Source organism: Methylobacter sp. BlB1 (assembly GCF_015476545.1).
Taxonomy (GTDB): domain Bacteria; phylum Pseudomonadota; class Gammaproteobacteria; order Methylococcales; family Methylomonadaceae; genus Methylobacter.
Genome location: NZ_JADMKV010000005.1, coordinates 1 through 15,415, shown reverse-complemented (window position 1 = coordinate 15,415; position 15,415 = coordinate 1). Strand labels below are relative to the sequence as shown.

The window sequence follows — 15,415 nt, the reverse complement described above, 5'->3', positions numbered from 1 at the left end:
AAAAATGATAGGGCGCAGACCTTACAGTACTGCGCCTGATAGGAATATCAAATAAGCCTCTGTGCTAAAAGAGCTTACCAGCGGATTACAAACCTGATCAGTTATAGACCAGCGAGTAAGTTACATTAGAACTATAAGCCCCGGCAGTTGTTGCATCAAGCGCATAGTATTGCGCGACATAATTGAGGATACCGCTACCAGTACCACCACCGCCGCCAGAGAGAGGTAAGTTTATATCTGGCGCTTTCGCTTGATCAGTCAGGCCCGGCTTGATTTGGGTGGCTAGGTTATTTTCTGGGAAAAGCTGAACTACGACATTACCAGCGCCGCCACTGGTCAGATTGATTAAATTACCTGTGGCGGGATCAACGCCGGCCCCTGACTCGAAGAAGGCATTGACCGTGTTATTCGTGAGGCCCGTGACGGCGGTACAGGCGCTTATATCCAGCGTAAAATGGGTTGCACCTGCCGTATCTCCTGTGTTGGCCAACGCAGTGGTGGCTACCGTGGGCAGAGTTACAGTGCCGGTCCCGGATGCCCCGCCATTCAGCACAACCGTACAGGTAGAAGAGACCAAAGTTCCACTAAAAGTAATCGTCCCGTCCGATGCCTGGGCCAAACCCGGTAGTGTCAACGCCGAAACCAAACCCACCCCAGACATCATCAATTTAAATTTGTTTTTCATTTCTATCCCTAATAATAAGCTATTGAAATACAAGTTAACTACAAGAAATATAAAAACCAACATCACCCTACTGACAAGACACGTCGTAGTTTTATGTCAAATTAGGTTTACACCGCTATGCCATGCTTGTAAGTAAACAGGCACAAGCTGTACTTTAGCATATTTTCCTAAATCTGTTTTGGCTATATCTCCCTATTTGAGCCCTTGAATTTGAGGTTCAGAATCCCTGCTTAGGACGGATGATCACCTTACCTCAGCTATTAGGCAGCGTCAAATGCTTTGAAACGGTTCGCCCCTGCGCTGGCCGGATCAACTACTAGGGGTGCAAAAAACTGAGGAAAATTTAGGTGATCAGTGGTTACAGCGGTCGATTGGCAGATCGAATCGCGCAACTCAAATCACTGGAAAGACAGTTGAGAGACTTGCTTTTCCAATAATATGTCTATGATATAATATGTTTTATATTTTTAACAATATAGCTACTTGTCTTCCGAAGCGCATTCCTGAGCAGGCGCATGCTGCAAAAGCTAATGTTTCAAGCCGTAAAGATTGTCGTTGCGCTAATAATATAGTTGGCCGGAGCTGACCGGTTTAGCCTCATCAGAGCCATTTTATGTGCGATATCGTACAGATGCTGTCTGAGGACTCGGTTATAGTCAAACTTCAGGACTACCGAGACAAGCGGTTTTAAAATCTGTGGCGCGACTACCAACAGTAGGCGCTTTAGGCGAAGCCGCCTCCACAGGCTTGCGTAAGTCTTGACATTAAGGAATATTGGCAGCGGTGCCGGGAAAGCATAAAGCGAATATTTTTATCGCGCCGGAACTGGCTTATGGTTCAGTTTGAAGAACGCGCGACGTTACACACAGATCGACCTTTTACAAAATTTATGGTTTGTGCCTTCAACAGTTATTCCTTACCTTCCAATCGGAGATGCTGCATGCAACGCTCTGCCCTCTTTCACCTGATCGCTTGTCTGCTTTTACTGACTTTAAACGCCTGTGGTGATGTCGCGACGTTACCCGAACAGGCCGGCATCGGTCCTCATCCGAAGTTGCCGCCGCCCAACCCAACACTAATACCCACTGTCAATATCGCGCCTGCCAAAGGCTGGCCAGCAGATGCCAAGCCTAAGGCTGCCCCTGGGCTTGCGGTGAGCGCCTTTGCCACCGGCTTAAGTCATCCGCGCTGGCTCTATGTGCTCCCTAACAACGATGTGCTGGTCGCCGAAGCCAGTGCCCCGCCCAATCCTGAAGGCGACAAAGGCATTAAAGGCTGGCTCATGAAGTGGTTTATGGATCGTGCGGGAGCAACTCCACCGAGCGCTAACCGCATCACGCTGCTGCGTGATGCCAATGGTGACGGCACCGTCGAAACGCGCACAATCTTCCTGCAAGGACTGAACTCACCTTTTGGCATGACGCTCGTCGGCAATGATTTTTATGTCGCCGATACTGATAAACTGATGCGTTTCCCTTATCGTGCGGGTGAAACGCAGATCACTGGTACCGGCGTCAAGGTGATCGATTTGCCGGCAGATCCCATCAACCATCACTGGACCAAAAATGTAATTGCCAGCCGCGATGGTTCAAAACTGTATGTCACGGTCGGCTCGAACAGCAATGTCGGCGAGAACGGCATGGAAAACGAGGCCAACCGCGCCGCTATCTGGGAAGTTGCCCCGGCAACAGGCCAGTGGCGTATCTTTGCCTCGGGCTTGCGCAATCCGAACGGCATGGATTGGGAACCGCGGAGCGGCGCGCTCTGGACAGTCGTCAATGAACGCGATGAGATCGGCAGTGATCTGGTGCCTGACTATATGACTTCGGTAAAAGATGGCGCATTTTATGGATGGCCTTATAGCTATTACGGTCAGCATGTCGATTCAAGGGTGAAGCCGCCTCGGCCTGATCTGGTGGCTAAAGCCATTGTGCCGGATTATGCCTTGGGTACACACACAGCCTCGCTCGGGCTTGTCTTCTATGAGGGCGATTTATTGCCGAAACGCTTTAAAGGAGGGGCATTTATTGGTCAGCACGGCTCCTGGAACCGCGAACCGCGGAGCGGCTATAAAGTGATTTTTGTGCCGTTTGTTGACGGGCGGCCTACCCTGCCACCAAAGAATGTACTTGTCGGCTTTGTCAGCGCGGACGGTGATGCTCTGGGCCGCCCGGTCGGCGTGGCGGTTGACCAATCGGGTGCGCTGCTTGTCGCCGATGACGTCGGCAACACTATTTGGCGGGTGACTCCCGCTACGAAATAGGCGTTCTACTGTAAACCATCAAGATCATGTCCCCTAGCTCGTATAGAAAATCAATGCGCAATCCTAATGAAGGATTAATTCAGCTGATTTATACTGAAACATCACCAGTCGGCAGCAACAGCATCCACCGCCATGTCCCATACTGCACCGCCAGCTCACCCGGAAACCTCTCCGCATATTGAAAAACTGCTGGACTCAGCGAACTCCGCATCGCAATCGGTAGCCGCCCTTCATATCGCATTTATAGCATTCGCCGCCTATCTCGGCGTCATCGTCTGGGGCACCACGCATGAAGACATGCTGCGCATCAGCCCGATCAAACTGCCGATTCTGGATGTGGAAGTACCGCTGACCACCTTTTACGCCTTTGCTCCGTGGATGCTGGTCCTGCTGCACTTCAACCTGCTCATGCAACTGGAGCTGCTTTCCAATAAACTCTGGAACCTGGACCGCGATCTGCCTGATACGCATGCCGGGCAGCAAATACGCGACCGCCTGTTCATCTTCCCTTTCACCCATCTGATCGTCGGACGCTCCAATGTCTGGCTAATCAACTGGCTGCTGTCGCTGGTCGTTGGCACTACTATCATTGCCCTGCCCTTATTCATATTGCTGGCTGCGCAAATCCGCTTTCTGCCGTTCCACGACGAAGGCATCACCTGGTCTCAGCGCCTCTCGGTCTGGACCGATGCAGGCATGCTGCTCGCCCTATGGCCGCTGATTGCTTCACCCCAGGACAGGGCGCGGGAATGGTGGCAGAATTTTGCCTTCAATCTCGTGGGCTATTGGCCGGCATGGCTCCGGCATTTGGGCATCCTCGGATGGAATCGGCTGGCGCGGTCGATCCAGCGGCGCTGGCCGAACCGGCACTTCCGGGTAATCCCTCCCCGGCCCGTGCAGCCGCCCGGCGTTGAGCCAAAGGGCATGGTGATATTGATGATCTCAGTGCCGCTCATCATTCTGCTCAGTATTGTCGCGGTAGTTCCCGGCAGCATTACCGTACAGACCTATTATTTTCCGCCGAATGACGAGTCCCAATCGGAGGACACCCCTTATTATCTCGAAGACTGGCTGATCCGGAGAATGCCGGAGTCATGGCTGAGCGTTGCCGCCCATAAATACGGCACCGCCTCCTGCACGTCTTTAGCCGAGGCTGCCAAGACCGATGCCACGATGCTTCAGGTAGTGCTGGGCCCTTGCTCATGGTTCAATTTAGACCTTTTTACGCGCAATCTCGACCTCAGAGAAGCCCGGCTTGTGCCCAAGGAAGTTTCCCTGTCGCTGCTGACGCGGGCAACAGACCCGAACAAGCAGATTCGCGATGCGGCCTTCAAGGAATTCGACGGGCTGAACCTGCAAAATCGCGATCTGCGCTTTGCCAATTTGTATGGGGCAATGCTGCCCAAAGCCGACATTCGGCATGTCCAGTTGCAGGGTGCAGTCCTGCTGAAAGCCAAACTTCAGGGCGTGATCGGCTGGGATAAGACGCAGTTGCAGGGCGCCATCCTGGGGGGAACGCAGCTGCAAGGCGCGGGATTGATCGAGGCGAATCTGCAGGGCGCAGATCTGCGCGGCGCGGATCTCCAGGGCGCCGACCTGAGTTGGGCGATCCTGCAGAGCGTGGATCTGCGCGGCGCAAACCTGCAGGGCGTGGATCTGCGCGGCGCTAAGCTGCAGGGGGCGGACCTGCGCGGCGCTAAGCTGCAGGGCACCATCCTGCGCAAGGCGAATCTGCAAGGCGCCAACATGGTCTTTGCGAATCTGCAGGGTGCGGATTTAACCCTGGCGGAACTACAGGGCGCAGAATTGCGGGAAGCGCGACTGCAAGGGGCTGACTGGTCGAAAGCCAATCTCGACGGCATCTATATTTCCGACAGCGCATGGTCGGACTGGAATGAGCAGCAACAGCACCGGTTGGAAACAGCCTTCAAGCAGTTACTGGACGCCGAAAAATTCAGCGCCTTCCAGACCCGTATGGAACGCGCCGGCACTCGTTTGTTGCCAGGCAAAGCGGCCAGTCGGAAAGATTGCTACAGCGATAATCCAACCTTGCTGGACTGCAAATACAGTAAACCGGCGCAACTGAATGCTTATCGAACCCATGTGCTGCACCCGAAGCTGATCGGACTGGCTTGTTCCGATGCTTCAATTGCCGTAGGCATCGCAAGGCGGGGCATGGATGACTTCACCGAGAATGATCCCGATTTTGGCCTGGCGACCGCCTTGATCCGGGCAATAGACGCTGAAAAACCTTGCGAGGGCCTGGCTGCGATGCCGGAACAATTACGCCTGGAATTACGGCATACAGTGAAACAACAGAAGAATGCGGCCAAGCCCGGATGACGCAGTACCGGCAAATCTCATGCCGGGCTTTTCAAAGCACTGTTCAATTAGTCGGCTTAGAGAATTTACGTTTAAAAATCCGTTATTTATTGATCAGTTTGGGCAAGGGTATAAAATATGAAACTCCACTAAGCCCTCTACTCAAATCAGGAAAAATTAAATAATGAAGCATTCTCTATCATTTCCGAAGATGATCGGCGCTGTCGCACTTATTAGCGCTTTTGCGCCGGCTACCGCCGCCGCAGCCCCGGTTTATTGGACAGACTGGGTATCGGCAAGCGCCGGCAACAGCGGATCAGCCTCAGGCATCATTACGCTGGCGGACTCGTCTACTGTCAATGTTGCCTACAGCGGCGGGTTATATTCCGCGCAAATCTCAGGCGGCGCAAATTACTGGTCGCCTAATGCCTACACCAGTGCAACAGTGGATAACGCACCAGATTCTTTGAACACCGATATCCTCCGCCTGGGCCAAGGCACCCCGATGAACACAATTACGTTCTCAACGCCGGTAACCAATCCAATCATGGCCGTCGTCAGCTTTAACGGCCCAAGCTGGACTTTTGATGCGCCGTTCACAGTCCTGAGTTCCGGCTGCGGCTATTGGGGCTGCGATACGCTGAACAGCGGAAACGGCAATATACTGTCTTCAACTCATTTAGGCGAAGGACACGGCACCCTCCAATTCCTGGGCACTTTCAGCTCTATTTCATGGGCTGAGAACGGCTCCGAGAACTGGAGAGGAATCACTGTCGGTGTCAGCGACGTAAGCCCTGTCCCTGTCCCTGCCGCAGCATGGCTGTTCGGCTCGGCTTTGGCCGGCCTGGGCTTTATAGGAAAACGCCGGTCTGATCGGGTATCTGTCTAATTCATCGCCCCTGCCCGGCCCACACCTGCAGAGCGCTGTTTTTCACGCTCTGGGTTGGGCCGGATGCGTAAACGCGCATCACTCGCGCTCAAGGCAACTATCTCACCGGCCTATCTGGCTTGGGCGTTCAAGCATCAGCCCGAATTGGCAGGCCTCAGCGCCAAACGAGGCACTAGAGTTGACCGCCGTATTTTTAAAGGTTTAAAAATACGGATGTATGGCAAATGCCCGGCCCGGCTCAATATTTAAAATCGTCAGATCCGGTTTGAAGTATTACAATTTTCTTCATGGATTTCGTGGTCTTACGATTTAAATTGATAGTCATTAAGCCTTTATGGCTTTCCCGATAAAAAACCTTAGCTATTGCATCTCAACCATTGAACATTAATATTGAGATTTTTATTCTCCGCTTTATTGAAGGAAGCGCTCCATTAAATGAAATCGCGTAACTTGAAGCTGCTTCTAATCGGGCTGGCTGTCCTCCTTTCGATCATAACGGCTGCCTATCTCATCAAGCCCCGTAACGACCAGCCGCAACAACAAAATGCCGAAAAACCGGGCAAGCCCGACTTTTCCACCGTTGCTGTTGTAGCCGAGCCGGCCAGACAGGGCGATTTCCCGATTTATCTGAACGGGCTGGGCACGGTGACGGCGCTCAATACGGCGACGATCCGATCGCGTGTCGACGGCGAACTGATCCGTGTCGCTTTTCAGGAAGGCCAGGTAGTGCGCGAAGGCGATCTGCTGGCGGAAATCGACCCGCGCCCGTTCCAGGCTCAGCTCATGCAGGCTGAAGGCCAGCTGCTCCGCGATGAAGCGCTGCTAAAAAATGCACAGCTCGATCTGGAGCGCTACCAAACGCTGCTCGAGCAGGATTCCATCGCTGCGCAGCAGACAGCCACGCAGGAAGCCTTGGTCAGACAGTACCGGGGCACTGTGGAAACCGACCGTGGGCTGATCGCTGACGCCAAACTGCAGTTGACCTACACGCGCATCACGGCCCCGTTCACGGGGCGCCTGGGTCTGCGGCTGGTCGATAAGGGCAATATCGTGAAAACGTCCGATACCAATGGACTGGTCGTGCTGACGCAGATTCAGCCCATCACGGTCGTATTCACGTTGCCTGAAGCCGATCTGCCGGCCGTCATGAAACGGCTGCGCGCCGGCGAAACATTGCCTATCGAGGCATACGACCGCTCAGGCAATACCCGCCTATCTCTGGGCAAGCTCGTGGCCGTGGACAATCAGATCGACATCGCGACAGGCACCATCAGGTTCAAGGCACAGTTCGATAATAAAGACCACGCCCTGTTTCCGAACCAGTTCGTCAACGTCAGGATGACTGTGGATACATTGCGCGACGCCACGATCATACCGGCTGCCGCCATTCAGCGTGGAACGCCCGGCGCCTTCGCCTATGTCGTGAAGGAGGACAAGACCGTCAGCGTGCGCCCGCTGAAACTGGGCCCCGCCGAAGCCGAAAAGGTCGCCGTGCTCGAAGGGCTTAAACCCGGCGAACAGGTCGTGGTCGACGGCATCGACAAGCTGCGCGAAGGCGCCAGGGTGGATCTCGTCAACCGGGAACCCGCACGGCCAGCGTCATGAACCCGTCCCGCACCTTCATCCTGCGCCCGGTCGCCACATCGCTGCTGATGGTGGCCCTGCTGCTGGTCGGGATCATCGGCTACCGCGCGCTGCCGATCTCCGCCCTGCCCCAGGTCGACTATCCGACCATTCAGGTCGTCACGCTCTATCCGGGCGCCAGCCCGGACGTCATGACCTCATCGGTCACGGCGCCGCTGGAACGCCAGTTCGGCCAGATGCCGGGGCTCAATCAGATGTCATCCTCCAGCTCGGGCGGCGCGTCGGTCGTCACGCTCCAGTTCGATCTGGAGCTGGACATCGACATTGCCGAACAGGAAGTGCAGGCGGCCATTAACGCGGCTACCAGCTTTCTGCCGACCGACCTGCCCATGCCGCCCGTTTACAGCAAGGTCAACCCGGCGGACGCGCCGATCATGACGCTGGCGGTCAGTTCGAAGACGCTGCCCTTGACCAAGGTCGAGGATCTCGTGGACACGCGCCTGGCACAGAAACTGTCGCAACTGCCGGGCGTCGGCCTGGTCAGCATCAGCGGCGGCCAGCGCCCGGCCGTGCGCATCCAGGCCAATCCGATGGCGCTCGCAGCCTACAACCTGAGCCTGGAAGACCTGCGCACGGCCATTGCCCGCGCCAATGTCAATCAGCCCAAGGGCATGTTCGACGGCCCGGCGCGCGCGGCCATCATCGATGCCAATGACCAGCTCCGCTCGGCGGCCGAGTACAGGCCGATTATCATCGCTTACCGTGACGACAGGCCCGTGCGCGTATCCGATGTCGCCGAAGTCAGCGACGCGGCCGAAAACGTGCGGCTGGCGGCCTGGGCCAATGAGACGGCGGCCGTGATCGTCAATATCCAGCGCCAGCCCGGCACCAACGTCATCGAAGTGGTGGACCGCATCAAGACACTGCTGCCCCAGTTGCAGGCAGCCATGCCCAGCGCACTGGCAATCGTGCCGTTGAGTGACCGCACGACAACCATCCGCGCCTCCGTGCAGGATGTGGAGCATGAGCTTTTGCTGGCTGTAGCACTGGTGGTGCTGGTGATCTACCTGTTTCTGCGCAATGCCTCCGCAACGACTATTCCTGGCGTCGCTGTGCCATTGTCCCTGATCGGCACATTTGCCGTGATGTATCTAGCCGATTTCAGCATCAACAATCTGACGCTGATGGCGCTGACCATCGCGGCCGGCTTCGTCGTGGACGATGCCATCGTGGTCGTCGAGAATATCGCGCGCTACATCGAACAGGGCGAGAAGCCCCTGCAGGCTGCGCTCAAAGGTTCGGAACAGATCGGCTTCACGATTATCTCTCTGACGCTTTCCATGGTCGCCGTGCTGATCCCGCTGCTGTTCATGCAAGACGTGGTCGGGCGTCTGTTTAGCGAATTCGCGATCACGCTGGCCGTGGCGATTCTGATCTCCGGCATTATCTCGCTGACGCTGACGCCGATGATGTGCGCGAAGATCCTGCGTCCGGTTTCGGAAAAACACTCTGGCCGCTTCCACCATGCCAGCGGCCGCTTTTTTGACAAACTCACCGGCGGCTACGGGAGAATGCTGAACCGGGTGCTGGATCATCAGGGCATTACGCTGCTGGTCGCTGTTGCAACATTGGCGCTGACCGTGTTCTTGTATGTGATCGTGCCCAAGGGCTTCTTCCCGATTCAGGACACCGGCGTCATCCAGGGCATCTCCGAAGCGCCGCAGACCATATCCTTCGAAGCCATGGCGCAGCGCCAGCAGGCACTGGCCAAGGCAGTGCTGGCCGATCCGGCTGTCGAAAATCTGTCTTCATTTATCGGCGTGGACGGCACCAATCCCACGCTCAACAGCGGGCGTTTTTTCATCACGCTGAAGCCATTGGCCGAACGCGGCATTACTGCCTCGGAGGTCATCCGGCGGCTGCAGCCGAAGCTTGCCGGGGTGCCCGGCATCACGCTGTACCTGCAGCCGGTGCAGGATCTGACCATTGAGAACCGCGTCAGCCGCACGCAGTACCAGTTCACGCTGGAAGCGGTCAATCCCGATGAACTGAGCCACTGGACGCACCGGCTCGTCGAACAGCTTTCGCACAAACCCTACCTGGCCGATGTAACCAGCGATATTCAGGACCGCGGGCTTCAGGCTTTCGTATCGATAGACCGCGACAGCGCCAGCCGCCTCGGCGTCACCACTCAGGATATCGATGACGCTTTATATAACGCTTTCGGCCAGCGGCTGATATCGACCAGCTTCACACAGTCGAACCAGTACCGTGTCGTACTGGAAGTCAAGCCGGAGTATCAAAAGAGTCCGGCGTCCCTGAAAGACCTGCGCATCGGTTCAGCGAACGGCACGCAGGTGCCGCTTCCGGCCGTTGCCAGCGTATCAGAGCAGTCAGTCCCGCTCGTCATCAATCATCTGGGCCAGTTCCCGGCTTCGACGGTTTCATTCAATCTGGCGCCGGGCGCGGCTCTCGGCGAAGCGATCGAAAGCGTCGAGGCCGCCAAGCAGGAAATCGGCCTGCCTCTAAGCATACAAACCAGCTACCAGGGCGCCACGCGCGCCTTTACCGCCTCGCTCACGAACACGCTGTGGCTGATCCTGGCCGCGATCGTGACCGTCTATATCGTGCTGGGCGTGCTGTACGAGAGCTATATCCATCCGGTCACGATCCTGTCGACGCTGCCTTCGGCCGGCGTCGGCGCCCTGCTGGCGCTGATGCTGTCGGGCAATGATCTGGGCATTATCGGCATTATCGGCATCATTCTGCTGATCGGCATCGTCAAGAAAAACGCGATCATGATGATCGACTTTGCACTGGAAGCCGAACGCAAGGAGGGCAAGCCCGCGCGCGAAGCGATCTTTCAGGCGTCCCTGCTGCGCTTTCGGCCGATCATGATGACGACCATGGCGGCGCTGCTGAGCGCTCTGCCGTTGATGCTGGGCACGGGCGTCGGATCGGAGCTGCGCCATCCTTTGGGCATCACCATGGTCGGCGGACTGATCCTGAGCCAGTTATTGACGCTGTTCACGACGCCGGTCATTTATTTGGCTTTCGACAGGCTGAGCCGGCGGCTGTCGCGCCTGCAAAGCAGTGAGGCCCGGCTGTGACGATGCTGTCCACGCATTTCATCGCCCGCCCCGTAGCGACCACGCTGCTGACGCTGGGACTAGCACTGGCCGGCCTGGTCGCCTTCCTGCAACTGCCGGTTTCGCCGCTGCCGCAAGTCGACTTCCCGGCCATTTCCGTGTCGGCCCGACTGCCCGGCGCCAGCCCCGAAACCATGGCCGCCACGGTAGCCACACCGCTTGAGCGCACGCTCGGCCGGATCGCGGGCATCAACGAAATGACTTCAGCGAGCTCAACAGGCTCCACGAGCATCAGCCTGCAATTCGATCTTGACCGCGACATCAACGGCGCCGCGCGCGACGTTCAGGCCGCGATCAATGCGGCCAGCAGCCTCTTGCCCACGAACCTGCCGACCCGCCCCAGTTATCGCAAGGTCAACCCGGCCGACGCGCCCATCATGATCATAGCCCTGACCTCGGCCACCCAGACCCGCGGCCAACTCTACGATGCGGCCTCGACGATTCTGGCGCAGAAAATCTCGCAGATTCCGGGCATCGGTCAGGTGGATGTCGGCGGCAGTTCGCTGCCGGCGGTCCGGGTAGAACTCAATCCTGGCGCGTTGACAAAGTACGGGATCGGCTTTGAAGATGTCCGCTCGGCGATCGACTCGACCAATGCCAACAGGCCCAAGGGCTCTGTCGCGGAGGACAGCCGGCACTGGCAGGTCTATGCCAATGACCAGGTCAGCACGGCGGACGATTACCTGCCGCTCATCGTTACCTATCGCAACGGCGCCCCCGTGCGCATCGCCGATCTCGGCCAGGCTGTCGATTCCGTGGAGGATCTGCGCAATGCCGGCATCAGCAATGGCAAGCCGTCGGTAATACTGATCCTGCGCAAGCAGCCCGAAGCCAACATCATCGAAACGGTGGACAGAGTCAGGGCAGTGCTGCCCCAGCTTAAGGCCTCCATACCGCAATCCATAGACCTGTCGGTGCCTATGGACAGGTCCAGCACCATCCGCGCTTCGCTATATGAAGTGGAAAAAACGCTCTGGATCGCCATCGGGCTGGTGGTTCTGGTCGTATTCCTGTTCCTGCGCAACCTGCGCTCGGCTTTGATTCCGTCCATCACCGTGCCGCTGTCGCTGATCGGCACTTTCGGCGTGATGTATCTGGCCGGCTTCAGCTTGAATAATTTGTCCTTGATGGCACTGACTATCGCGACCGGCTTTGTGGTCGATGACGCCATCGTAGTGCTGGAAAACACCACGCGTCACATCGAAAAAGGCCTGCCGCCGTTTCAGGCCGCCATAAAAGGCGCTGGCGAAGTCGGCTTCACGGTCTTGTCCATGAGCCTGTCGCTGATTGCCGTGTTCATTCCGATCCTGCTGATGGGCGGCATCGTCGGCCGCCTGTTCCGTGAGTTCGCGGCCACGCTCTCGGCGGCGGTCATGATTTCGCTGGTAGCCTCGCTGACCACGGCCCCGATGCTCTGCTCCCGCTGGCTCGCCCGCGCCGAGGAGCGGCGGCACGGACGGCTTTATCACTGGAGCGAGCGTCAGTTCGACCGTCTGATCGCCGGCTATGAGCGGACGCTGCGTTGGGCGCTGGATCACGGACCGCTGATGATGGCGCTGTTGCTGGGAACGATCATTTTGAATATCTATCTCTACGCTATCGTGCCCAAGGGTTTCTTTCCAGTGCAGGATTCCGGCCGACTGGCCGGCGCACTCCGGGCCGATGAAAGCATTTCATCGACCGCCCTGAAACAGAAACTGATCGATTTTGCAGAGATCGTGCGTGAGGCTCCTGGCGTTGAAAACGTGGTCGGCTTTACCCGCGGCGGCAACACCGGGTTCATGTTCGCGACCCTTAAGCCGCTAGAGGAACGCCAGCTGACATCCGACCAGATCATGCAGCGCCTGCGTACCCGGCTCGCCAGGGAACCAGGAGCCAGCCTGTTCCTGCAGCCGGTACAGGACCTGCGCGTCGGCGCGCGCGGCGTGGCGGCCATGTTCGAATACACGCTGCAGGCCGAAAATCTCGATGACCTTCGCACCTGGACGCCGCAGATTCTGAAAGCGCTGTCGCAACGCCCCGAACTGGCGGACGTCAACACCGATCAGCAGGAAAGAGGCCAGCAGGTATCCCTGATTGTGGACCGCGACGCGGCCTCGCGCCTGGGCGTCAGCCAGGCCCTTATCGATTCGACGCTGAATAACGCCTTCGGCCAGCGCCAGGTGTCGGTCATTTATACCCCCCTCAACCAGTATCATGTCGTGATGGAAGTGGCGCCTGAATATTGGCAGCATCCTGACACGCTGAAAAATTTGTATGTGAGCGTCCCGCCCAGCCCGGAATTGCCGGAGGGCAAGCAAGTGCCCCTATCGGCCTTTGCCAGCTACGGCCTGACCAATGCGCCGCTGACCGTCAACCATCAGGGCCAGTTCGCCGCGTCCACGCTGTCGTTCAATCTCAAGGCGGGTTCCTCGTTGTCGACGGCCACTCAGGCCATCGAGGAGACGATGGTTCAACTGGGCGTACCCGATTCGATACACGGCAGTTTCCAGGGCACGGCCAAGGCCTTCGCGCAGTCCCTGCGCAACCAGCCCTGGCTGATCCTGGCCGCGCTGGCCACGATCTATATCGTGTTGGGCGTACTGTACGAGAGCTACATCCATCCGTTGACCATCCTGTCGACGCTGCCTTCGGCCGGCGTCGGCGCGCTCCTCGCCCTGCTCGCTTTTAAAACCGAATTCAGCATCATCGCCTTGATCGGCGTGATCCTGCTGATCGGCCTGGTGAAGAAGAATGCCATCATGATGATCGACTTCGCGCTCGATGCCGAACGCAACGAAGGCCTGAACCCGCACGACGCCATTTTTACCGCCTGCCTCATGCGTTTTCGGCCGATCATGATGACGACCATGGCGGCACTGCTGGGCGCCCTGCCGCTGGCTTTCGGAACAGGTTATGGTGCTGAGCTACGCCAGCCGCTGGGCATTTCCATCGTCGGCGGGCTGATCGTCAGCCAAATGCTGACCCTTTATACGACGCCAGTGGTGTATCTTTACCTGGACCGCTTCCAGCTGTGGTGCCGACGCCGTTTTGGCCGTAATGCGGCCGAAGCCCGGTTTTGAGATGGGACGCGTTGCTGGTAGCTTGCCAGAGCAAATCCGCTCTGGAATTCATCTGCCATGAAGCCATGCATCCGAAGCGCGAGCCCTATCGTCTCATTCTCAATATCTGCTCTTTCAATGACAGCAAACGATCCTTTTCAGGTTGTGCTTTCAGTCCTTCTTCAATTTTTTCCAGGCTTTCATCGAGCTTCTGCTGGGCAAGCAACTCATTTGCCTGCTTTTCAATCAGGTCGGCAATCTTCTCCACCCCTTGCAAGGCCTCCTGGTTATCAGGGTCAATAGCCAACACCTGACGATAAGTCCATAAGGCATTACTGTCTTGGGGCTCGGTTATATAGCCGACATCAAAATGGATTTGCGCCAGTTCGAGCAGATCCTTAATCTGCAGTTGCTGTTCCGGAGTCAGTTCAATCACTGCTGGCGGCGCCGCGTTCATGCTTGGATAAATATAGACGTAACCGCCCACCGCCGCGATCGAAACCATAACCGTCACTGTGCCGAGGATGTTCGGCCTGGGCAGCCTGGACTTTATCGCATCAAGGAATTGCCTGACAGAACCTCTTATCTGCTTCCTTTTCAGAATCAGGGCATGCGGCGTTAAAGCTTTGACAGCCCCACCCGACCGGGCCGATTTAGGCCGTATTTCATCAAGGAATTGCGCAATGGAAGCTGTTCTCTGCTCGCTCCTCAACGCCAGAGCATGCGTCAAGGCGTTCCATTGCCGGCGTTTCAAGCCCGGAATGAATGGCGGCTGCAGATTGGTTTCCAGCGCCTTCTGGGCGGACAGTTTGTTGAACGGATGCCTGCCTGCCAATAATTCATAACTCACGCAGGCCAGCGCATAAATATCGTCGCGCGGATCGGGAATGCAGTTTTCAAACATTTTCAGGCCGGCATAAGTCGGCGTCAGCGCCTCCAGATTGCGACGATTGAAAACGGTTCCATCATAACTCTGGTGTTCCGGTTTAACGGCCGCGCTGGCGATGCCGAAATCCAGCACCTTGACTTCGCCGCCGTCAGTAATAAAGATATTGCCCGGTTTAAAGTCCGAATGAACGATATTTTTTTTGTGCGCATAGCCCAGTGCCAATGCCATTCTTTCGATAATAGGCCAGGCCTTGTCGAAGGGAATGCCGCCCCGCCGGGCGATTTTCTGTATGTAATGAGAAAGCGACTTGCCTTCCAGCATTTCCATGACCATGAAAATATTGCGGCCGTCGCGGTCGAAATCATAGACACTGACGATGTTGGGATGCGCCAGCATCTGGGATTTCTTCATTTTTCGCTGAAGTGCAATGAACAGTCCCGGATCATCCCGGAATTCTATGTTCAATACTTTCAAGGCGACATCCGGTTGCTGATCCTGCGCTTTCAAACGGCGCAAATCGGTTGCCCTGAACACTGTGCCCATGCCGCCGCTGCCGAGCACTTCCTTGAGCACGAAGCGCTTGTTCAGTATCG

At 56.8% G+C, this 15,415-nt stretch carries 9 protein-coding genes; 7 read left to right on the top strand and 2 right to left on the bottom strand.

What is annotated here, in order from left to right; genetic code table 11:
- Positions 1 to 97: 97 nt before the first annotated feature.
- Positions 98 to 748: a fimbrial protein gene (locus IT781_RS03385; RefSeq protein WP_228778884.1), complete on the bottom strand. Its 651-nt coding sequence runs from the start codon at positions 746 to 748 to the stop codon at positions 98 to 100.
- A gap of 877 nt (positions 749 to 1,625) precedes the next feature.
- On the opposite strand from IT781_RS03385, the gene IT781_RS03380 reads away from it, so the two are divergent.
- The 7 genes from IT781_RS03380 (at position 1,626) to IT781_RS03350 (ending at position 13,954) form a co-directional block, all read left to right on the top strand.
- Positions 1,626 to 2,948 carry a sorbosone dehydrogenase family protein gene (locus IT781_RS03380; protein ID WP_194968731.1) on the top strand — a complete coding sequence of 441 codons (1,323 nt, stop codon included), beginning with the start codon at positions 1,626 to 1,628 and terminating at the stop codon, positions 2,946 to 2,948.
- Positions 2,949 to 3,080: 132 nt separating this feature from the next.
- Positions 3,081 to 5,291, top strand: coding sequence for a pentapeptide repeat-containing protein (locus IT781_RS03375; RefSeq protein WP_194968730.1), 2,211 nt, complete (start codon positions 3,081 to 3,083; stop codon positions 5,289 to 5,291).
- Positions 5,292 to 5,454: 163 nt separating this feature from the next.
- On the top strand, positions 5,455 to 6,159 hold the full coding sequence (locus IT781_RS03370; RefSeq protein WP_194968729.1) for a VPLPA-CTERM sorting domain-containing protein: 705 nt from the start codon (positions 5,455 to 5,457) through the stop codon (positions 6,157 to 6,159).
- A 63-nt stretch (positions 6,160 to 6,222) separates the two neighbouring features.
- On the top strand, positions 6,223 to 6,408 hold the full coding sequence (locus IT781_RS03365; RefSeq protein ID WP_194968728.1) for a hypothetical protein: 186 nt from the start codon (positions 6,223 to 6,225) through the stop codon (positions 6,406 to 6,408).
- A gap of 186 nt (positions 6,409 to 6,594) precedes the next feature.
- Positions 6,595 to 7,764 carry an MdtA/MuxA family multidrug efflux RND transporter periplasmic adaptor subunit gene (locus IT781_RS03360; RefSeq protein WP_194968727.1) on the top strand — a complete coding sequence of 390 codons (1,170 nt, stop codon included), beginning with the start codon at positions 6,595 to 6,597 and terminating at the stop codon, positions 7,762 to 7,764.
- Entirely contained in the window at positions 7,761 to 10,853 is a 3,093-nt protein-coding gene (locus IT781_RS03355) for an MdtB/MuxB family multidrug efflux RND transporter permease subunit (protein ID WP_194968726.1), read from the top strand. Before IT781_RS03360 ends, IT781_RS03355 begins: the two co-directional genes overlap by 4 nt.
- A gap of 2 nt (positions 10,854 to 10,855) precedes the next feature.
- Positions 10,856 to 13,954 (top strand): multidrug efflux RND transporter permease subunit, encoded by a 3,099-nt coding sequence (locus tag IT781_RS03350; RefSeq protein ID WP_194968821.1) that lies wholly within the window; start codon positions 10,856 to 10,858, stop codon positions 13,952 to 13,954.
- An 85-nt stretch (positions 13,955 to 14,039) separates the two neighbouring features.
- Here IT781_RS03350 and IT781_RS03345 read toward each other — a convergent pair.
- Positions 14,040 to 15,415: serine/threonine-protein kinase (locus IT781_RS03345; RefSeq protein ID WP_194968725.1), on the bottom strand; the 1,376-nt coding region annotated here is incomplete at its 5' end.